The organism is Natranaeroarchaeum sulfidigenes (assembly GCF_017094485.1).
Taxonomy (GTDB): Archaea; Halobacteriota; Halobacteria; order Halobacteriales; family Natronoarchaeaceae; genus Natranaeroarchaeum; species Natranaeroarchaeum sulfidigenes.
In genome coordinates this window covers 2,609,239-2,627,993 of sequence record NZ_CP064786.1, presented here as the reverse complement: position 1 = coordinate 2,627,993, position 18,755 = coordinate 2,609,239, and the positions used below count along the sequence as shown (strand labels likewise).

Genomic DNA, 18,755 nt, shown 5'->3' with positions numbered 1-18,755 from the left:
GGCTCAGCCGCCAGCGACCGGCGGGAACGCGCTGATCGTATCGCCGTCGTCGAGCGCCGTCTCCATCCCGTCCATGTGTACGACGTCTTTCCCGTTTTTCATCACCGTGATGTACTCCCGCGGTGTGCCGTCCGCCTCGAACACTTCCAGATCCGGGTACTCCTCGGCGAGCTCGCGGAGGACATCGCCGACGGTCGCGCCGTCGGGAGCCGTCCGGTTGAGCGTTTTCTGGCCGAGTGCCTCGCGGAAACTGGCGAACGAACGGATCTCGATCTCCATACGCAATGCTGGCACTGCAGAGATATAAAACGAATCGCGCGGACGTCGTGGCGTCACGTCACCTTGCCGACCAGCGGGACTGCTCGGCGGGGCGCGTTGACCTCGTCAACCTGTGTCAGGACGACCACGACACCGATCCCGGCGAGCGCGGCGGCAAAGGCAAAGGGGACGACGAATCCCCACGCGACGAGGATGCCCGACAGTAGCGGTCCGGCGGCGACGCCGAACCCGAAGGCCATCGTGAGCACCGAGAGTGTTGATCCGGACTCGCCGTCGGGAGCGATATCACCTGCGAGTGCAAGTGCGGGGGCAAAGACCATCGCCCCTGCAACACCCTGCAGGAATCGAGCGGCGAACATCACCCACGAATCCGACATTCCTGCCAGCGCAAGGTCGGGGACAAGCCCCTGTACCAGCGTCGTCGGAACGAGCAGGATTGTCCCGGCCACGATAAACGCCTTCCGGCCGTAGAAGTCCGTCGCGCGTCCGATCGGTGCCTGCAGGAAGATCTGGGCGAGGACGAACGCGGCAAACTGCAGGCCGAACATCTCGGGACCCTGATTTAGCTCGGTGTTCACGATATCCCCGAGTGTCGCAAAGACTGCGATCCCGACGGCCATGAAGAAGGAGACGATACCGAGGGCAAACACCGGATCGAACAGCTGTGTGCCGGTCCGGTCGAACACCTGAAAGCTGTCGAGTGCTGACCCCTCGGGTTCACTGGGCTCGATGTCCGGGTCCCGGATCAGTCCGAGCACGAGAACGAACGCGAGCGTCGCCGTCGACGCCGCGAAGTAAAAAGCGGCGTCGAAGCCGGTGATCGAGAGCGTCGTCGCGCCGAGCGGGATCGAGTACGGCCCCGCCGCGACGACACCACCGGCGGCGATCGGACCGACGCCAAACCCGACCAGTCGGAACGTGTTGTACGTCCCCATGTTCCCGCCGCGGTTCTCGTCGGTCGCGAGGTCGTTGACCAGCGCGACGGTCGTCGGGATGATGAATGCGCCCGCGACGCCCTGGAAGACCCGCAACACGATCAGATGCCAGTAGGTGGAGGCCAGCGAGTACGCGAAGCTCGCGACTGCGATCAGGACTAGCCCGAACAGAACGTAGATCTTCCGCCTGCCGGTTCGATCGGACAGGCGTCCTGTAAACGGCTGGAGCGGACTGTTGACGAACCCAAAAATCGAGAGCACCAGCCCGGTAATGAACACCTCGGTCAGCCCGAACGTCGCGCCGGTGACGAACTCGCTGGCAATGAACAGCGGCAGAACGACGATGAGAAACGAGTTCCCGACGGACTCGGACATCCGCGCGAGCGCGAGTGCAAGCACCTGCGGATTGACGCCGAGCAGGTTCCTCATCGATCTGGGTACTCTGCCGCGGTACTCTTGGAAGGCAACATTCCGTCTTGATCGAAACGATGGACGGATGCGACATGGGTGTTTGGATACCGGGCTCTGTAACCGGTGTTGTTCTTTCTCTGCACAACACCTGGTGTCGAGGGACGTGAGGTGGCGTATATAGTGGTTTAGAGACCTCAAAACGCTAATGGGACGATTGGCTGTAAAACAGTCTGTGCTGTGGTACACTATATTGGGAATAAAGCACAATTCTTTAATACTCCGTAGACGTACTATCTCGTGTATGGCAACGCACACTCGCACGATTCAGGCATTCGACTACGACTGGGAATACTCTTCACGTGTGTCGGTTCTATTCGGCATATTCGGAGTCGTCGCGGTCGTCGGCTGGCTCGTTAGCATCATGCTGACGGCTATCCATATGTTCGCACTTCCCGCAATACCCGCTGATGCTCCGGTGCAGGGCAGCATCGAGGTCATTACCAGCCCGTGGGCCTACGTCTTCGGCATTCCACTGGCCACCCTCGGCGCGGTGTACTATCTGGGTACGCTCGGCCTGACGCTCTGGTGGTTCGACACCCGTCACCCGCTTATCATCAAGATTCTCACACCGATCACGGCAAGCGGCGTCGCGTTCTCCGCGTACTTCGTCTACCTGCAGCTAGTGCCGATCGGTGAAATCTGCCCGTTCTGTATGGTTTCGGCGAGCGCGACAGTTATCCTGTTCGGGCTTGAACTGGCGATCCTCAGCAAGAGCTCGACGCCGTCACTCTCGACCATGTACCCGGATCTCAAACGACTGGTCAGTGAGACCAACCTTGCCATCATCGCCTTCCCGATGCTGATCGGTGCGATGACGATTCTGGGGATGTTCGTTGTCCCGATGCTCCCGCTGCCCGATGCCGTTCCGTTCTGAGCAACGAGTGGGTGTGATCGGTGAGTGCTCTCACCGTCTCCCAGCGGACACCCAGTCGAGAGACGTTTGCGGAGAGCAACATGCCGACATCCGGGTTTACTTCCAGGATCTAGCAGTAGATTCATAAGCTGAAGCTGTGAAAGCGGTCGGTATGCAAACGGCCATAGAGCGGGCGTATCGTCGCACGCCAGGTGGCGATCTGCTCGTGGGCGTCCTGGCGACATGTCTCGCTATCGCGGTCCTGCTCGGGGCCGGAACGATCGCCGCGGGCAGAACCATGCCGCTGGAGAGAACAGCTGTCGTTGGCCTCGGCGCGTTGCTCGCTAACTTCATCAGTATCCCGGTACTGGTCGGTATCTACGCGAGGGTCGGCCGGGACGAAGACGAAAGCGGCGTCGACCCCGAGACGACCCGAATCGCCGGAATTCCCGACGGCCAGCTTCGGGAGACGGCCCGGCTCACTCTCGACACGCTCCGGCGTCGAGGCCGTGTGCTGGTGGCCGGACTCGGTGTTGCACTGGTCGTGAGCCTTCTGGTCGGCATCCTCGCTACACTCGTTCTCCACGCGGTCGTGCTCACCATCCTGACGATTGCTGGCTACATATCGTACGCACTCGGCTACGGACAACTGGTCTCTGCAGTCAGGATGTTCCACCTCAGCGGCGTGCTCGTTGGACTGGGACTGTCTGTCGGTGTGCTCTCGGTACGGTTCTTCGACTGCGTGGTCTGCTGGACCGATGCGGGACCAGTCAGTGCTGTCCGCGAGAGCCTCCGGTTCGCCAGAACGCGACCGCTCACTGTGCTCGGATACGCGCTCGTCACCACCGTCCTGTTTACGATTCCGAGCGTGGTTACCTATCTGGTGGCACCATTACACGAGCCGCTCGCGATCGGCGTCTTTGTACTCCTCACGAGCGCTTGCGTCGCAGTGTACGCCACCTTCCACGCGCGGGTGTGTTACCGTCATCTGCTCCCGGTCTGCTGTGGAACGGCCCTGTCAGAGCAACACAGCTCCGGAGACAAAGCCGACTCACAGTCGCTCTCGTATACCGTTCGGAACCGACCACTCGTCGCCAATCCGGTCGCTCTTGTACTGGCACTCCTGCTGGTGACGGCGTTGCTGGTCGGGAGCGGGTCAGTCCGCGCACTGGATGTCCAACCGGTCGACGCCGTCGAGGAACCCGGACCAGTCGACGAATTCGATGACGCCACAGCACTCATAGATGACGCTGCGATGCCACAGACCGAAGCAAATCACCGTGCCGTCGATACCACGTACGCGTACAACGAGACACAGGAGCGGTGGGAAAAACCGGTGCAGTTCCAGTACGAAACTGATCATCAGCAGCGCCGCCATCTCGTTTCCTTTACCACATTCGATCACAACGATACGCCGACGAGTTCAACCACGGCCTATTTCAGTACGAAACAGTTCGCCATGCAGTGGACCGATCCTCAGGATCCACAGCCACCGTCCGAGCCTGCCGACCACGCCTGGCACGAACGGACGGCCGGAAACTGGACCGTCTATTCTGTCGCCGGGTACGAAATAATCGACCAGCCGACCGAATCGATCACCACCACCCCCGAGTTCTTCGATCAGGAATGGGCGGTCGTCGACGAATCCCACGACACGATTACGATTGCCGCCAGTGGGCCCGATCCCGTTCCAGTTAACAGGCAGGGGTATGGATCGGTCGAAACCGCGGATGTCGAAGTGACACTCGACCGGGAGACCGGGTACGTCGTCGAAATATCTCAGGAGCTCATCAGAGAGGACGATGATCTCGATGCAGTCCGGACACACGTCGAGTTCGAGGACTGGGATGATCATACCGTCGACCGGCCAGATGGTGTCGAGGTCCAGCCCGTCGAATGGGTCTGGGGTGTCGCGTCGTACTAGGCGGAGTAAGGGTGCCGCCTCCCGGATTGTGAACTCCGCCCGAGAACCTGCTCGCTTCGCTCGCAGAACCTCAGTCTAGTTCAAATCGATCTTCAATCGAAGCGATCGCTTTTCGAATGCGGATCGAGCGAAAAAGCCATGCCGCCTCCCGGATTTGAACCACCGGAAGACTTCTCTGCGCTCGTCTTCCGAGCCCCCGCTCACTTCGCTCGCGGGGACGGGGACAACTCGATCTTCAATCGAAGCGATCGCTTTTCGAATGCGGATCGAGCGAAAAAGCCATGCCGCCTCCCGGATTTGAACCGGGGACAGCTCGATCTTCAGTCGAGTGCTCTCCCAGTCTGAGCTAAGGCGGCCCACCGTGCGGTGTATCACTAACTCTATCGATGGAAGGAAAAAGGATTTCGAATCACGGCTGGTTGGCTACCACACCCCACGGCTTGCCGTCGATCAGTCGAAGTACTCGAATTCGTAGCTCTCGGCGACGGAGGGCAGGGTCTCCGTCGGATCGTCCCGGAGATCGTTCCAGTTAACTCCCGAGACAGCATCCCGATGAAGTCGTGTGGTCCCCATCTGTTCCATATCATTGGTCCCCGAGGTCAGCCAGGACGCTATCTCGACGTCGAGGACGCGGTAGTCGCTGGTGAACAGGGCCTCGAAGACGTCGATCGCGAATTCGGCGGTCGCCGCCTCCGTCCGGTCCGCAGCCGACGAGAAGACGGCCCGCTGGCGAGCCGCCAGATAGCCCAGTCGCACCCGATAGCCGTCGGGGTGAGCCTCGACCTCGACCGGGTCGTCCAGCCAGCGCTCGAAGACGGACGGCGAGCCGATCAGCGGGAACGTGTCCTCCGCGATGCGGATCGCCTCGTCTTCGGTCAGCACTGGTCCCTCGGGCGAGTTGGGAGTGAAGGTTAGCTCCTCTCGCTGGAGCGGTGTGGCGTCTTCGGCCGCCCGGACGGTGACTTCGACGGTCGTCTCCTCGACGATTCGCGGGTCGAGCTCCAGCTCTGGTGCGACCCGTGTTTCGGTCGCGAACGCGTCGGTCTCGATGGTGGTTCCGTCGTACACAGCGACGAGTTCGTACTCGACGTTCGCGCTCGCCTCGGCGATATCGAGGGTCCGTCCGTCTCCACTCTGGTCTACGACGCGAAGTGAGGCCGTCCGCTCGAAGACGTACGCCACCGTTTCGTCGGCTAGTTCCCACTCGCCGTCCGCCGTCCGGAGCACCGCCTCGACATCGTGATCCTCCCTGATCGGTGGGTCGAGGTCGAGGACGAGGTTGTCGACCGTGCGGTCGGCCTCGAACTCGTTGGTTTCGACGCGGCCCGATCCGTAGTCGACGACGAGAGTATACGGAGCGTCAGCGCTCATCTCGTCGACGACAAACTGCTCGCCCGTCCCCCGTTGTTCGCGCACCGTGAGCGCCCCTCCGGGCACCTCGACCTCGTACTCGAACTGGTGGCGGAGCACTGTTTCGTCGTCGCCCGTCGTCCGGAGCAACGCAGTGATAGCCGTATCCGATTCGAGCGGTGGATCGAGCTCCAGTTCGAGGTCTTCCCCGACCTCGTTGGCGGCGAACGCGTCCGTGGTCGTCGATCCACCATCGTACCGGAGTTCGAGATAGTACTCCGTCGACGCGGACATCGCCGTCACCGTCACCGATCGACCGTCTCCCGTCTGATCGGGGACGCTGACGTACCCGTCGTGCGAATCGGTTTCCGCCACCTCCGATGGCTCGTCGTCCTCGCCACCGAGACAGCCCGCCAGAAAGGTGACGGGGACGGCGAGTATTGCCCGCCGGTCCGTCGGAGTAGTAGACACGTTCCACGGTATGGAGTATCAGCGAATCAACGTATTTGCCAGTTACTGTCTCGAAGAGTACAACCTTTCCGAGTGAAGTACGATGCAGTGCCCACGACTGGTATCCACTGAATATATATGTCTGATACAGATACTGTCCTGCTGTGAGTGTACTCAACTCCTTTGGCGCACTGGTAAGCGGGCTGATCGCTGCCGCAGTGATGCTCGTGTTCGCAATCCTGAGCGTCTTCGTGACCGTCTTCATCGTCGACGCCGCCGCCGCAATCGGTGGTCTCTCGCCGAGTGACGACTACGTCGTGCTCGGGGCTACACTGATCGCCTCCGCGGCAATCGTCGCTGGCGGAGCCGGGTTCGCGACGCCCGAAGACGACACGTAAGCGAAACCGGATTTTTTGAGAGGGATCGACAGCGAGTAGTGACGACTGTGTTCGGGCGGGTTCGAACCAGACCCAGACGTGCTCGCTCCGCTGCGCGAGACTGGCAGGGTTCGAACCCACCGCTCACGTGGTGAGATTTACTCCTCACGTCCGTTCGTCGTAAAATCGAACCGCTGTCGTTCCCGTTCGCTCGCAGTCGCTCGCTCACCTCGCACTCCATGGTTCGAACCGCCCTCTATGATCTTGCTGTCGCTCACGGAGCTGTTCGCGACAGCAAGGATGGGTTCGGGCGGGTTCGAACCGCCGACCTCGGCCTTGTAAAGGCCACGTCATAACCAGCTAGACCACGAACCCGACACCGAAACGAAGACGACCCACCGGAATAACGCTTTCTTTCTCGGTCGGTACGCTTACCCTCGTGCCGACCGATACCACGTTTATGGTCGACAGCCCTCTCCGGGTCGCGTTCTCGCTGACGCTTATTGTGCTCGCGTTCGCAGGGCTGGGCCTGTACGCCAGCCAGATGGGTCTGTTCCCGTGGTCGAGCGAGCACTCCGAAGCGACGGTCGAGATCATCGGCGAGGACGACGAGACGCTCGCAGTCGTCGATGCCGAAGTCGCGGACACTCGCTCCGAGCGACTCACCGGGCTGAGCGAACACGACTCCCTCGATGCGGGTGAGGGGATGTTGTTCGTCCACGACGACGAGGACGAGCGAACCTACGTCATGCGGAACATGTCCTTCGGCATCGACATCGTTTTCGTCGACACCGACGGCGAGATCACGACGATCCACAGCGCGCCCGAACCGGGGCCCGACGAGGACGGCGAGGACCAGGAGTACAGCGGGCGAGGAAAATACGTCCTCGAAGTGCCGGAAGGATACATGACCGAGCAGGGGGCAAGCGTCGGTGATCGGGTCGAGATCGAGTACCAGAAGTAACGGACCGAAACTCATAGGCACTGTGTGACGTGAAGAACCCGTATGACCGAGACGCTGGACGCGCTCACCGAGGCGGACGGCTGGCAGCGCGAGGGCTTCGCCGCGCGGGTCCACTACGAGGGCGCGGGCGAGTACTACAGCATCGAGTACTACGAACCGAGCGACTGCGTGCTCTACTGGAAGGTGAAAGGCGACGGCGAGACCGCAGTTCCCGTCGGGCGCGAAACGGTCCCGGCACCGCTTCGCGAGCGGATCCGGCTGGATCTCGATGCCGCAGGGATCGATCCCGATGTCGAGGCGCGAACTCTCTAGAAAGCGGCCAATCTCCCGTGCTGACAAACCCTTTTTAACCGGTGTCTGCTAGTCCGCTCGAATGAGCGGCGTCGACTGGGACGAGGACGATCCCTTCGAGGAGCAGCGGGACAAGATCGAGAACCCGATGAAGCGGTTGTTCAGTGCCTACGGTAGCCAGTACCGGTTTCAGGCGGTCGTCGGCATTATCGCGAGCGTCTTCGCGCGGATTCTGGATCTGCTCCCGCCGATCATGCTCGGCGTCGCGATCGACGCCGTCTTTTTCGAGGATGTGGGGTATGCCGAGGCATTCCCGGTCGGAGGGAGTCTCATCGCACCGATCGTTCCGGCGTCGCAGGAGGGGCAGTTCTGGCTGACTATCGCCATTATCGCCGGAGCGTTTCTGTTCGGTGCCGCCTTCCACTGGACGCGCAACTGGGGATTCAACTCCTTTGCACAGAATATCCAGCACGACGTCCGCACCGACACCTACGACAAGATGCAGCGGCTGAACATGGAGTTTTTCGCCGACAAGCAGACCGGCGAGATGATGTCGATCCTCTCGAACGATGTCAATCGCCTCGAACGGTTCCTCAACGACGGGATGAACTCGCTGTTTCGGCTCGTCGTGATGGTGTTCGGGATCGGATTCTTGCTCTTTGCGTACAACTGGCAGCTCGCCCTGGTCGCGATGTTGCCCGTCCCGCTGATCATGGTTTTTACCTACGTCTTCATCAAGATCATCCAGCCCAAGTACGCAGTGGTCCGATCGACGGTCGGGAACGTCAACTCCAGACTCGAAAACAACCTCGGTGGGATCCAGGTGATCAAGTCGAGCACGACCGAGGACTACGAGTCCGACCGCGTCGACGATGTCTCGATGGACTACTTCGACGCCAACTGGGACGCGATCGAGACCCGGATCAAGTTCTTCCCTGGCCTGCGAGTCATCGCCGGACTCGGTTTCGTGATCACCTTCATCGTGGGGGGACTGTGGGTCTTTCAGGGCGCGCCGGGACCGTTTACAGGCGAACTCCGGACCGGAACCTTCGTCGTCTTCATCCTCTACACCCAGCGCTTTATCTGGCCGATGGCCCAGTTCGGGCAGATAATCAACATGTACCAGCGCGCTCGGGCGTCCTCGGCACGGATATTTGGATTGATGGACGAGCCAAGCCGGGTCGAAGAAGATCCGAACGCAACCGACCTGACTATTTCAGAGGGACGCGTCGAGTACGACGACGTCACCTTCGGCTACGACGAGGAGACTATCATCGACGATATCGACTTCACTGTCGAGGGAGGCGAGACGCTTGCGCTCGTCGGACCGACTGGCGCTGGCAAATCGACGGTTCTCAAACTCCTATTGCGGATGTACGACGTCGACGAGGGTGCGGTTCGGATCGACGGTCAGGATCTCCGGAACGTCACGCTCGATAGCCTCCGGAGATCTATCGGTTACGTCAGCCAGGATACGTTCCTCTTCTATGGAACGGTCGAGGAGAACATCCGTTACGGCACCTTTGACGTCGACCGAGAGGACGTGATCGAGGCCGCAAAGATGGCCGAAGCTCACGAGTTTATTCAGAACTTGCCCGACGGCTACGACACCGAAGTCGGTGAGCGAGGAGTCAAGCTCTCCGGGGGTCAGCGCCAGCGACTCTCGATCGCTCGCGCGATCCTCAAGGACCCCGAGATCCTGATCCTCGACGAGGCGACCAGCGACGTCGACACCGAGACGGAGATGCTCATCCAGCGCAGTCTGGACCGGCTCACCGAGGATCGAACGACGTTCTCGATTGCCCACCGGCTCTCGACGATCAAGGACGCCGAGACGATCCTCGTTCTCGAAGGTGGACGGATCGTCGAGCGAGGGACCCACGGGGACCTGCTGGATAACGACGGGCTTTACGCCCACCTCTGGGGCGTACAGGCAGGCGAAATAGACCAGCTACCACAGGAGTTCATCGAACGGGCGGCAAAACGTCAGGCCCGCACCGAGACCGACGACGACTGATTATTTACCCTCGCCCACACAACCTACCGGCGTGCAACTGAGCGACGCTACCTGGACGGACGCCGCTACGAGTGACGCCGATGTCGCCATCGTGCCGGTCGGAAGTACGGAACAGCACGGCCCACACGCGCCACTGGGAACGGATGTCTTTACCGCCGAGGCGGTCGCTGAGGCCGGGGCGGAGGAGTACGACGGCGAGGTAGTCATCGCCCCCTCGATTCCCGTCGGCGTCGCCGAGGAACATCGCCAGTTCCCCGGGACCCTCTGGGTGAGCGAGGAGACGTTTCGCTCGTACGTCCGCGAGACTGTCGGGAGCCTCGCCTATCACGGCTGGGACCGGGTCGTCCTCGTAAACGGACACGGGGGGAACGTCGACGCACTCCGTGAGGTTACCGGGCGGATCACACGCCACGATGACGCTTACGCGGTCCCGTTTACCTGGTTCGAGGCAGTCGGTGAGCACAGCTCCGAGATGGGTCACGGCGGCCCGCTCGAAACCGCGCTACTGCGTCACGTCAGCCCGGCCCACGTCGATGAGGATCGAATCGCGGACGCCCGAGAGGGTGCCAGCGACGGTTGGGGCGAGTGGCAAAGCGGGGTCAACCTCGCCTACGACTCTGCGGAGTTCACCGAGAACGGCGTCGTCGGAGATCCCACCGCAGGCGACGCCGAGCGCGGCGAAGTGCTACTGGGTCTCGCGGCGGCCGCACTCGCGGATCTGCTGGATGCGGTGGTAACTCGGGACGTAGAACGACCAGAAGACAGATGACGGATCGACGGCTGCTGCTCGACTGACTGACTGTCCGGCCGAATGGTGGTCGACAGGAGCTTACTCTTCCTCGTCGTCTTCGCTCGCGGCGTCTTCGAGCGTGCTTTTGAGATCCGGAATCGTTGCGGTGAGATCGCCGACCTGCTCGCTGGCATCCTCGATCGTCCCGATCAGCTCCTCGACCTCCTCGATCGACGCTTCGAGATCCTCGGCGTCGTCAAAGGCGTCGGCGCGCTGGCCCATCGTGAACCACTTTTTGGCGTCGCGGAGGTGGTCGGCCGCCGCACCGACATCCAGCGCCGAGCGCAACCCGTTTAGCACCCCGAGTACGTTGTCGCCCTGCGCCTCCCAGACCGACTCGCTGTCGGGAAGTTCTGCACGCGCGTCTGCAAGCGAGGCCTCGACATCGTCACGCATCTCCGAGGCCGCTTCGCCGAACAGTTCGTCGTTGTCGAGCGTTGACTGGCTCATATCACTACTTCAACGCGACTGCTGTTAAAAAGTCGCCCGAAAGTGAAAGTGAAATCAGTCAGTATGGGTCGTTATTCGTCGGATCCCGTGGGCAGCCGAGTTACGAACGGTCTATCACGTCCCGAGCCCAAGCTGACTCTCGCGAGCACGCTCGCGCTGGTCTGGTACCAGATCCAGTCGATCATCGACGTCACCGAGCACGAGCAACGCGTAGTATCGAAGATAGCTCTGGACTGGAACCTGCAGGACTGCGGCGATGATCGCCAGCAGTGTCAGACCGATCACCACGGCGGCCCCGACAAGTGCCAGTCCTGCTCCCGAAGTAACCCCGAGCCCCCCCACGATGATGATCGTCCCAAACACGACGGCGAGCGCGAGCGCGATCAGCCCGCCCGAGAAGACGAGGACGGTCGCAACCACCGCGGCGAGGACCAGCCCCAGCACGTACTGTACGATCACGAAAACTACGAACTCGACGGGTTGGGACCGTAACGCTGTCCACACTCGTTTCCAGCCCGATAGAATTCCCCTGTCTTCCTGTATCATCGCCGGGACGACGAAATAGGTCGTTAGACTACTGATCACCGTCATCGTCAGAACGACCAGTGCACCCGCGGTTCCGGCGTACACGAGCGCACGAGTGAGCGAGTCGACGACTCCGAGTTCCAGCACGAACAGCGCTGTCAGGAGTACGAACGCCGTCGAAAGCACCCCAAGAGCGATCCGGAACACGAGCAGGGAAAGGCCCTGTTTCCAGCGCCGTGAGGTGTACTTTCTGATCGTCACGTCGCCGCTGCGGAGCGACTCGATGAAAACGAACTCGGCGATCGATGCGATCGCCGCGAACGCGATGGCGAGCAGTCCGAGGACTGCGGCTGCGATGAGCAGCGCCACCAACAGCTCTTCGGGGATCGCACCGAGCCCGGCGTCTGTAACTTCCGCTTCGGCGAACAGTTCCTCTACCGTGGCATCCTCTGCGGTCGGCCCGCTATAGGTCGGATCGAGCGTCGGCGGGATCGGTGGGACGTTCGCCGAGAGGCTGATCCCACCGCCGCTAAGTAGGAAGACAACGACCGAGAGCTTGAGGATTCGACCGGGCGAAAACGGCGTCATGAACTCCCGTGTGAGATCGATCGCGTCGCCCGCGGAGCTGACGGCAGAGAGACTCATAGAAAGACCTTACAGATCCAGGGTAAAATACGCTGTTGGAGAGCGCCGCGCTGATCGTGGCGGCTCGCCTACTCTCCGCGGCGAATATCGTCGACGCGGCTCGCCTACTCTCCGCGGCGAATATCGTCGACGCGGCTCGCCTACTCTCCGCGGCGAATATCGTCGACGCGGCTCGCCTACTCTCCGCGGCGAATATCGTCGACGCGGCTCGCCTACTCTCCGCGGCGAATATCGTCGACGCGGCTCGCCTACTCTCCGCGGCGAATATCGTCGACGCGGCTCGCCTACTCTCCGCGGCGAATATCGTCGACGCGGCTCGCCTACTCTCCGCGGCGAATATCGTTGACTCGCATCAACGGATACCCGTCTTCCATCGCCATACTCGTGACCACCTCGTTGTCCTCGTACTCGATGACGATCTCGACCTCCATAAACTCGCCAGTCAATTCGGTGTAACCGTGATCGATCGCTGCATCGAGTTCCTCTTCGAGGATATCGACTGTGACCGTGCTGGCGTGGGGTTGGTTCTCGATCGCCTCCTCCATGGCGCGTTCCAGACTGGCCGCGCTGTCGGGGCTTACCGGCGTTCCGGCGAACTGGTGATACAGCGTGCCGAACTTGATTCCGGCCTCGAAACACGCGCGCTCTCCGACGGTTGGTTCCATACGACCACTCGCGGCGGCGTGGACTAAAGGATCCCGAAACCACGTCTCAGACCCCGTAAGCCGAGCGACTCGTTCATCGGGAGAAACCGCATGGTACTTTACTGGGCTATACCACTGGTCACATGAATGGACGACCCCGTACTACTCACCGGCGCGACGGGACGGGTCGGTACCGCGATCCTCGACGGCATCGGCGACGACTACGAGTGGCGATGTCTCGCACGAAGCCCACCCGAGAAAGAGCTCCCTGGCGAGTTCGTTGCCGCGGATATCACCGACGAAGACGCAATGCGCGACGCGATGGAGGGCATCGGCGCAGTTATTCACCTCGCCGGCGATCCCCGCCCGGAAGCCCCATGGAGCAGCGTACTGGAAAACAACATCGATGGGACGAAAACGATTCTGCAGGCCGCTGTCGATGAGGGCGTCGAGAAGTTCGTCTTCGCGTCCTCGAACCACGCTGTTGGCGCATTCGAGACCGACGAGCGCACACCCGAAATGTATCGGACACACGATGAGTTCCGGCTCGATGGCACCGAACTCCCCCGCCCGGGGAACTTCTACGGTGTCAGCAAGGCAGCGGGCGAGACGCTCTGTCGATACTATCACGACCAGTATGATCTCGATGTCGTCTGTCTGCGAATCGGTAACCTCACCAAGAACCACCCACCGATCGACTACGAGCGCGGCCAGGCGATGTGGCTCTCCCATCGTGACTGTGCACACCTTGCCGAACGGTCGCTCGAAGCCGACTACGACTACGAGATCGTCTATGGGATTTCTGACAACGACCGGAAGTATTACTCCCTCGAACGCGCGAAGGAAGCACTGGGCTACGAACCACGCGACAACTCCGCCGAGTTCGACGGCAAACAGCGCGTCAAGTAGCTATTCGAAGAGCCCGTCGACGTCCTCCTCGCGGTGCTTCCGCCGTTCGACGTGCTCGACAAGACGTTGATAGATGAGCCCTCTGTTCTCGTGATCGCCGACGAAATCGAGTACGAGCGTCAGGAAGGTCGTCTCCGCCGCGTCGAGTTCTTCGCGGGCGTAGCTCACGGCGTCCTCGACGAGGGACTCGTCCCAGCGGTCATCTTCCTCGGCCAGTACGGACGCCACGAGGAACGCTGCGTCCACCTCAAGCTCTGGAAGACCGAGCGCAGTACCATTCCACATAAGCTCCGGGGGATCACGTCGTTCGATCACCTCGGGGTCATCGGCAAGCACGTCGAGATACGTTCGGACACCGTCGAGACGGACATCACGATAGGGATCGGGTAGTCCATCGAGATAGCCAAGCGCACTCTCTGCCAGTCCCGTCGCGCCCGCCCAATTTCGATTGTGTGCATGATAGATCGCGGCAGTGAACTGGATCAGGCCGTGCAGGAACCGCTCGTCGTCGGTGCCGTCCTCCAGTTCGAGCCAGCGCTCCTCCCACGCGTCGTGGGCGGCGTGGTACTCCCCCGCGTTGTAGATCGCGACCCCGGCCCGCAACTCCGCGTCCATATGTGATGGATTCGCGCGAACCCGTGTAAACGTCTCGACGGAGCTGCACGGAATCGGCGGGATTTTTAACGAGGGACTGCTTCCGACCCGAGTATGCGCGTCGCGATGGTCACGTTGGAGACGGTCCACCAGCGCGACGCAGCGCCACAGCGCAGACTCGATCGGATTGCGGGGTCGCTAGTCGAACGAGGTCACGACGTTCACGTGTTCTGTGCGCAGTGGTGGGACAAAAAGATCGATACGTTCGAGCGCGAGGGGATTACCTATCATGGAGTCGTCAGGTCGGCCGAATCGACGCGCGGGTTCCTCCTTGGGCTACCGCTCGCGATCAACAGTTGTGATCCCGACGTGGTCCATGCCGGAGCGACGTATCCGCCCGCGATCGCCGCCGCAAGCGTTGGTGCAACGCTTGCCCGCGTTCCGTTGCTCACAGACTGGTACGATCCGACGGTCGGCGACGGATTTCTTGCCCGGCGCGGGCTATCAGCACCCGACCGAATCGTCACGCCGTCGCGACTCGTCCGGACCCGACTACGCGAGCAAGGCGCAGCGGCCGACCGGACCGGCGTCGTCCCGAACAGCGTCGACTTCGAGTTAATCCGCGAAACGGAGCCTGCCGACGAACGCCACATCGTCTACGCACGGGGGCTCGACGAGGGTGCGAACCTTGAAAGCCTCCTGCTCGGGCTGGCAGAACTCCGAGAATTCGACTGGTCGGCGACGGTTATCGGCGACGGTCCCCGACGCAACGAGTACGAACAGCAAGCCCGTGACCTGCGTATCGATGACCGGATCACCTTCGCGGGCGAACTCGACCGCGAGGAACGAGTCGCCATCTACCGGAACGCACACGTCTTCGTCCAGACTGCACGACAGTGTCGGTTCCCGACTGAACTACTGTGGGGACTGGCCTGTGGCTGTGTCGGTATCGTCGAGTATCACGTCGATTCGAGCGCTCATGAACTCGTTGAGGGGCGTGAACGCGGGTTCCGGACCACCTCGGAGAGCGAACTCGCCGACGCCATCCGCGAGGCAGGGGAGATGGATTCGAAGACCATCGACGAGGAGTTCGCAGGCTTCGATCGTGGGATAGTCTTAGAACAGTATCTGGACCTGTACCGAGAGCTTCGGAAGCAGTACGGTATTCTACGCTAACTCAAACTGGTTGATGATACCGTTACGACGTGAGTGTCCGGGTATGAACCACTTCGAGAACGTCACGCTTTGCCGTTCACTCCGTAGCTGAACACCACCTTCCGATTGACACAAACTATAAAGCCGACCAAAGAATATAAGGAATTATGATGCCTGATTGCCCGCGGTGTGGAACGCGGATGAGCATGGACGACGAGACCACGAAGCTCGTCGAATATCGCTGCACTGTCTGTCACACGCGCGAGGTAGAGCACAGGACGGGCAGCCAGTCGCTTCGACAGGGCAGTCCTGACGTCGCCTGATCCGCTATTTTCGGTGTTCTTCGAGCGCTTCGTCGAGCGTCAGTTCCCCCGAAGCGACCCGTCGCGCCAGGGCCTCGTCGATCGTCCGGTTCTGTTCGGAGCGCTCGCGTGAACGGTTCTTGATCACCTGCAACTCCCCGTCTGTCGGTTCGAACTCCCGCCCGTCGATCTGCTCGCCCTCTATCCGGGCGATATTTACGGCGGCGAGCACGTCACCCATTCCTCGTGCACCGGTTCCGACATAGGGCGTCGTTCCCGTTTCATCGACCAGTTCGACGGATACGTCGAGTTCGTCGACGATCCGGGCGGCCTCTATACGCGCACCGTCACCGATTCGGACGATCGGGTCAGTCACACCCTCAATCTCCCCGTGAACCGTCTCGGCAGCCTCACTCAGTGGGACGTGATACGCACTTACGATTATCTCGCCTGCGAGGACCGCGATTCCCGGCTCGATGCCGGGATCGATCCCGACGACCAGCCGCCCACCGGCGTCTCGCAACAGGGCCAGCGCCGCCTCGACTGTGCGACGTGGCTCTCCCGGCGTTGCCGTCACTGTTTCGCATTCGGTGTCGATGCTGTGTCTGGTTTCGGCGTCCGTGATGATAACCGACGTAGTCTCGGGCAGGTCCTCGGTGGGCTCGACGGTTGTAAACTCGACGTCCCGGTCGCGAAGCTCGTTGACGACGCCGTGATACACCTCGAAATCGCTCGTTGCGACGACGATCACTGGTCGACCGTTCGCACCCTCCGGAGTTAACTGTCACGTCGCACGGACCGGGAGCTTTTTGCGGAAACCGGCGAAAGGATCGAGTGTGAACGCAGGCACGCCGATCCCGACGGGCTGTGAGTCGGTCGACGAGTTGCTCGGTGAGGGCTTCGAGCGCGGCACCGTCACGCAGCTGTACGGCCAGCCCGCGGCTGGCAAGACGAACCTCGCGCTGGCCGCGGCAGTCGAAGTCGCCGCGAGCGGGAAGCTGGCAGTCTACATCGACACCGAAGGGCTGTCGATAGACCGATTCCAGCAGGTACTGTCGGGCCGCGTCGACGACGAACGCCTCGAGGAGGTCGCCTCGAACGTCGTCATCGAGAGTGCCCACGACTTCGAGGAGCAACGGACCGCCGTCCGGGACGCCGCGGAGTTCGCCGACCGGGCCGACCTGATCGTCCTCGACAGCGCAACCGGGTTTTATCGGCTCGAACGTGACGAGGCTGACGAGGGCGACACACTCCGGCAGGTCGCCAAACAGGTGACCCATCTGCTCTCACTGGCGCGGAAACACGACCTTGCAGTGATCGTTACGAATCAGGTGTTCGCCGACCCCGACAGCGACCAGACGCGAGCGCTGGGCGGGAACACGCTCGAACACTGGACGGGGACGGTGCTCAGACTGGATCGCTACAGGGGCGGAAACAGACGCGCAACACTGGAAAAACATCGGGCAAAAGCCGCAGGCGAAACGGCGCAATTTCGGATCACCGAATCCGGACTGAAATCGGCGGACGGACGGACGCCCTAGCTCACATCTCGCCGAGCTTTCGGAGTACCTGTCCCCTGTACTCCTCGTCGCTAATGACGCCTTTCAGTTCGAGGACGTTCCGTTCGAGTTTGTCGCTGGCGACACGGAACGCGTTGTCAGCACCGTAGCCCTCACCGCTGCCGGCGACCTGCCCCTTGTTCGTCCGCAGCCGGATCTGACACTGGATCAGCGGCGTGCCGCGCAGTTTCTCCTTGTGCTTGTGGAAGCGGACGTGTGCATGTTGCACCTGCATCTTCCGGTACTTGTCAGCGATCCCCTGGATCTGTTCCCGGATGTCCTCACGAGTGATCGTATCGAGCAACCGGATGTTCGTGATCTGGACGTCGAGTCGCTCCTCCTCGGTGTAGGAGAGGGCACGGAGAACGTCAGTCTTGGTCAGGATTCCCTGCACCAGCCTGTCGTCCTCTTCCGGCGTCACGACCAGTCCGCCGTAGTCGTGGTCGAGCATTGTCCGTACGGCGTCCTCGACCGATGCAGTGGTCGTCGTCGTCGTCACCGGGCTGTTCATCGCATCGTAGACGGGCATATCGAGCACCCGCTCGACGTCACCTTTCCGGTCGCCGGTCGTCTGTTTGTGCATCCGACGGATCGCGATGTCGCTGATATCGTGGGTCGTGATGACTCCAGACAGGTGGCCGTTTTCGTTGACGACCGGGAGCCGGGAGATGCCGTTCTCGCGCAGGTAGTTGATCGCTTTTCCGACGCCTGCAGTCTCCTCGATCGAAATCACGTTGTCCGTGTAGATCTGCTCGACAGTCAGCGCGTCGAGATTGTCGAGGACATCCGTGAGAATTGCGTCGGCCGTGATTATCCCGTAGCGCTGCTCGCCCTCGAACACCGGAGCGACCTTGGTACCGCCCTCGACGAGCTGGCGAGCAACGTCCCGGATGCCTTCTGTTCGGTCGATCTTCGGCGCGGGATCGTTCCGACTGGGTTTGATCAGCGCCCCCGCCTTCGCGTCGTCCTCAACGTGAGACTGGAGCACGTCTTGCTCCCCGAGCACACCGGCGTACTCGCCGTCACGGGTGACGATGATCCCTTTCGGGTTCTCCTCGTCGAACAACGAGCGCACCTTCCCGAGCCTCGTCCCAACATCGACTTCGACGTACTCCTGTGACGCGATTTCAGAAATATCCATAGTACTCACACTAGGGACTTTGCTGTCCCGGCTATTTAACTTACCGGCAATTGTTAACACTTGAAAATGACCGAAAGGTAATATCAGCGCGACGATGCCTCTCGGTGGCTGCAAAAACGGAGCCTACGTC

Annotated in this window: 20 protein-coding genes and 2 tRNA genes; 11 read left to right on the top strand and 11 right to left on the bottom strand. The window is 61.3% G+C overall.

What is annotated here, in order from left to right; genetic code table 11:
- Positions 1–3: 3 nt before the first annotated feature.
- Together AArcS_RS13695 and AArcS_RS13690 are read right to left on the bottom strand one after the other, a co-directional pair.
- Positions 4–279 (bottom strand): ubiquitin-like small modifier protein 1, encoded by a 276-nt coding sequence (locus AArcS_RS13695; protein WP_238477981.1) that lies wholly within the window; start codon positions 277–279, stop codon positions 4–6.
- 53 nt (positions 280–332) lie between these two features.
- A complete protein-coding gene (locus AArcS_RS13690) occupies positions 333–1,643 on the bottom strand; it encodes an MFS transporter (RefSeq protein WP_238477980.1) in 1,311 nt (436 codons plus the stop codon).
- A gap of 283 nt (positions 1,644–1,926) precedes the next feature.
- On the opposite strand from AArcS_RS13690, the gene AArcS_RS13685 reads away from it, so the two are divergent.
- Both AArcS_RS13685 and AArcS_RS13680 read left to right on the top strand, forming a co-directional pair.
- Positions 1,927–2,559 carry a vitamin K epoxide reductase family protein gene (locus tag AArcS_RS13685; RefSeq protein ID WP_238477979.1) on the top strand — a complete coding sequence of 211 codons (633 nt, stop codon included), beginning with the start codon at positions 1,927–1,929 and terminating at the stop codon, positions 2,557–2,559.
- Positions 2,560–2,710: 151 nt separating this feature from the next.
- Positions 2,711–4,462, top strand: coding sequence for a hypothetical protein (locus AArcS_RS13680; protein WP_238477978.1), 1,752 nt, complete (start codon positions 2,711–2,713; stop codon positions 4,460–4,462).
- Between the two features lie 282 nt (positions 4,463–4,744).
- Here the strand turns inward: AArcS_RS13680 and AArcS_RS13675 are convergent.
- Together AArcS_RS13675 and AArcS_RS13670 are read right to left on the bottom strand one after the other, a co-directional pair.
- Positions 4,745–4,818 (bottom strand) — tRNA-Phe (locus tag AArcS_RS13675).
- Positions 4,819–4,912: 94 nt separating this feature from the next.
- Positions 4,913–6,283: a hypothetical protein gene (locus tag AArcS_RS13670; RefSeq protein ID WP_238477977.1), complete on the bottom strand. Its 1,371-nt coding sequence runs from the start codon at positions 6,281–6,283 to the stop codon at positions 4,913–4,915.
- A 143-nt stretch (positions 6,284–6,426) separates the two neighbouring features.
- Here AArcS_RS13670 and AArcS_RS13665 point away from each other — a divergent pair, with 143 nt between their 5' ends.
- Positions 6,427–6,660 (top strand): hypothetical protein, encoded by a 234-nt coding sequence (locus tag AArcS_RS13665; RefSeq protein WP_238477976.1) that lies wholly within the window; start codon positions 6,427–6,429, stop codon positions 6,658–6,660.
- A gap of 280 nt (positions 6,661–6,940) precedes the next feature.
- Here the strand turns inward: AArcS_RS13665 and AArcS_RS13660 are convergent.
- A tRNA-Val gene (locus tag AArcS_RS13660) sits at positions 6,941–7,014 on the bottom strand.
- Positions 7,015–7,099: 85 nt separating this feature from the next.
- On the opposite strand from AArcS_RS13660, the gene AArcS_RS13655 reads away from it, so the two are divergent.
- The 4 genes from AArcS_RS13655 (at position 7,100) to AArcS_RS13640 (ending at position 10,680) form a co-directional block, all read left to right on the top strand.
- Complete coding sequence (locus AArcS_RS13655) at positions 7,100–7,603, top strand: DUF192 domain-containing protein (RefSeq protein WP_238477975.1); 504 nt, start codon at positions 7,100–7,102, stop codon at positions 7,601–7,603.
- Positions 7,604–7,645: 42 nt separating this feature from the next.
- On the top strand, positions 7,646–7,915 hold the full coding sequence (locus tag AArcS_RS13650; protein WP_238477974.1) for a DUF7538 family protein: 270 nt from the start codon (positions 7,646–7,648) through the stop codon (positions 7,913–7,915).
- Positions 7,916–7,976: 61 nt separating this feature from the next.
- Positions 7,977–9,911: an ABC transporter ATP-binding protein gene (locus tag AArcS_RS13645; protein ID WP_238477973.1), complete on the top strand. Its 1,935-nt coding sequence runs from the start codon at positions 7,977–7,979 to the stop codon at positions 9,909–9,911.
- A 31-nt stretch (positions 9,912–9,942) separates the two neighbouring features.
- A complete protein-coding gene (locus AArcS_RS13640; RefSeq protein ID WP_238477972.1) occupies positions 9,943–10,680 on the top strand; it encodes a creatininase family protein in 738 nt (245 codons plus the stop codon).
- A 60-nt stretch (positions 10,681–10,740) separates the two neighbouring features.
- Here the strand turns inward: AArcS_RS13640 and AArcS_RS13635 are convergent, their stop codons facing one another.
- The 3 genes from AArcS_RS13635 to AArcS_RS13625 form a co-directional block, all read right to left on the bottom strand.
- Positions 10,741–11,151, bottom strand: a complete 411-nt coding sequence (locus AArcS_RS13635) for a DUF5790 family protein (RefSeq protein WP_238477971.1) — start codon at positions 11,149–11,151, stop codon at positions 10,741–10,743.
- Positions 11,152–11,265: 114 nt separating this feature from the next.
- Positions 11,266–12,321, bottom strand: coding sequence for a DUF7544 domain-containing protein (locus tag AArcS_RS13630; RefSeq protein ID WP_238477970.1), 1,056 nt, complete (start codon positions 12,319–12,321; stop codon positions 11,266–11,268).
- Between the two features lie 320 nt (positions 12,322–12,641).
- Positions 12,642–12,986, bottom strand: a complete 345-nt coding sequence (locus AArcS_RS13625) for a dihydroneopterin aldolase family protein (RefSeq protein WP_238477969.1) — start codon at positions 12,984–12,986, stop codon at positions 12,642–12,644.
- Positions 12,987–13,112: 126 nt separating this feature from the next.
- On the opposite strand from AArcS_RS13625, the gene azf reads away from it, so the two are divergent.
- Complete coding sequence (gene azf / locus AArcS_RS13620) at positions 13,113–13,874, top strand: NAD-dependent glucose-6-phosphate dehydrogenase Azf (RefSeq protein ID WP_238477968.1); 762 nt, start codon at positions 13,113–13,115, stop codon at positions 13,872–13,874.
- On the opposite strand, the gene AArcS_RS13615 is transcribed toward azf, so the two are convergent.
- Positions 13,875–14,489 (bottom strand): DUF309 domain-containing protein, encoded by a 615-nt coding sequence (locus AArcS_RS13615; RefSeq protein ID WP_238477967.1) that lies wholly within the window; start codon positions 14,487–14,489, stop codon positions 13,875–13,877.
- Positions 14,490–14,582: 93 nt separating this feature from the next.
- Between AArcS_RS13615 and AArcS_RS13610 the strand changes: the two genes are divergently transcribed.
- A complete protein-coding gene (locus tag AArcS_RS13610; protein ID WP_238477966.1) occupies positions 14,583–15,644 on the top strand; it encodes a glycosyltransferase family 4 protein in 1,062 nt (353 codons plus the stop codon).
- A 179-nt stretch (positions 15,645–15,823) separates the two neighbouring features.
- A complete protein-coding gene (locus AArcS_RS15865; RefSeq protein WP_259372669.1) occupies positions 15,824–15,946 on the top strand; it encodes a hypothetical protein in 123 nt (40 codons plus the stop codon).
- Between the two features lie 4 nt (positions 15,947–15,950).
- On the opposite strand, the gene AArcS_RS13605 is transcribed toward AArcS_RS15865, so the two are convergent.
- Positions 15,951–16,676 (bottom strand): hypothetical protein, encoded by a 726-nt coding sequence (locus AArcS_RS13605; RefSeq protein WP_238477965.1) that lies wholly within the window; start codon positions 16,674–16,676, stop codon positions 15,951–15,953.
- An 85-nt stretch (positions 16,677–16,761) separates the two neighbouring features.
- On the opposite strand from AArcS_RS13605, the gene radB reads away from it, so the two are divergent.
- Positions 16,762–17,466: a DNA repair and recombination protein RadB gene (gene radB / locus AArcS_RS13600; protein WP_238477964.1), complete on the top strand. Its 705-nt coding sequence runs from the start codon at positions 16,762–16,764 to the stop codon at positions 17,464–17,466.
- Between the two features lies 1 nt (position 17,467).
- Here the strand turns inward: radB and AArcS_RS13595 are convergent, their stop codons facing one another.
- Positions 17,468–18,625 carry a CBS domain-containing protein gene (locus tag AArcS_RS13595; protein ID WP_238477963.1) on the bottom strand — a complete coding sequence of 386 codons (1,158 nt, stop codon included), beginning with the start codon at positions 18,623–18,625 and terminating at the stop codon, positions 17,468–17,470.
- Positions 18,626–18,755: the final 130 nt, after the last annotated feature.

Bases quoted from the DNA above. Each gene is read 5' to 3' on its own strand.
- AArcS_RS13645 (WP_238477973.1), top strand. From the start codon at position 7,977: ATGAGCGGCGTCGACTGGGACGAGGACGATCCCTTCGAGGAGCAGCGG.
- AArcS_RS13635 (WP_238477971.1), bottom strand. From the start codon at position 11,151: ATGAGCCAGTCAACGCTCGACAACGACGAACTGTTCGGCGAAGCGGCC.
- AArcS_RS13625 (WP_238477969.1), bottom strand. From the start codon at position 12,986: ATGGAACCAACCGTCGGAGAGCGCGCGTGTTTCGAGGCCGGAATCAAG.
- AArcS_RS13685 (WP_238477979.1), top strand. From the start codon at position 1,927: ATGGCAACGCACACTCGCACGATTCAGGCATTCGACTACGACTGGGAA.
- AArcS_RS13650 (WP_238477974.1), top strand. From the start codon at position 7,646: ATGACCGAGACGCTGGACGCGCTCACCGAGGCGGACGGCTGGCAGCGC.
- AArcS_RS13690 (WP_238477980.1), bottom strand. From the start codon at position 1,643: ATGAGGAACCTGCTCGGCGTCAATCCGCAGGTGCTTGCACTCGCGCTC.
- AArcS_RS13680 (WP_238477978.1), top strand. From the start codon at position 2,711: ATGCAAACGGCCATAGAGCGGGCGTATCGTCGCACGCCAGGTGGCGAT.
- AArcS_RS13595 (WP_238477963.1), bottom strand. From the start codon at position 18,625: ATGGATATTTCTGAAATCGCGTCACAGGAGTACGTCGAAGTCGATGTT.
- AArcS_RS13615 (WP_238477967.1), bottom strand. From the start codon at position 14,489: ATGGACGCGGAGTTGCGGGCCGGGGTCGCGATCTACAACGCGGGGGAG.
- azf (WP_238477968.1), top strand. From the start codon at position 13,113: ATGGACGACCCCGTACTACTCACCGGCGCGACGGGACGGGTCGGTACC.
- AArcS_RS13610 (WP_238477966.1), top strand. From the start codon at position 14,583: ATGCGCGTCGCGATGGTCACGTTGGAGACGGTCCACCAGCGCGACGCA.
- AArcS_RS13695 (WP_238477981.1), bottom strand. From the start codon at position 279: ATGGAGATCGAGATCCGTTCGTTCGCCAGTTTCCGCGAGGCACTCGGC.
- AArcS_RS15865 (WP_259372669.1), top strand. From the start codon at position 15,824: ATGAGCATGGACGACGAGACCACGAAGCTCGTCGAATATCGCTGCACT.
- AArcS_RS13630 (WP_238477970.1), bottom strand. From the start codon at position 12,321: ATGAGTCTCTCTGCCGTCAGCTCCGCGGGCGACGCGATCGATCTCACA.
- AArcS_RS13655 (WP_238477975.1), top strand. From the start codon at position 7,100: ATGGTCGACAGCCCTCTCCGGGTCGCGTTCTCGCTGACGCTTATTGTG.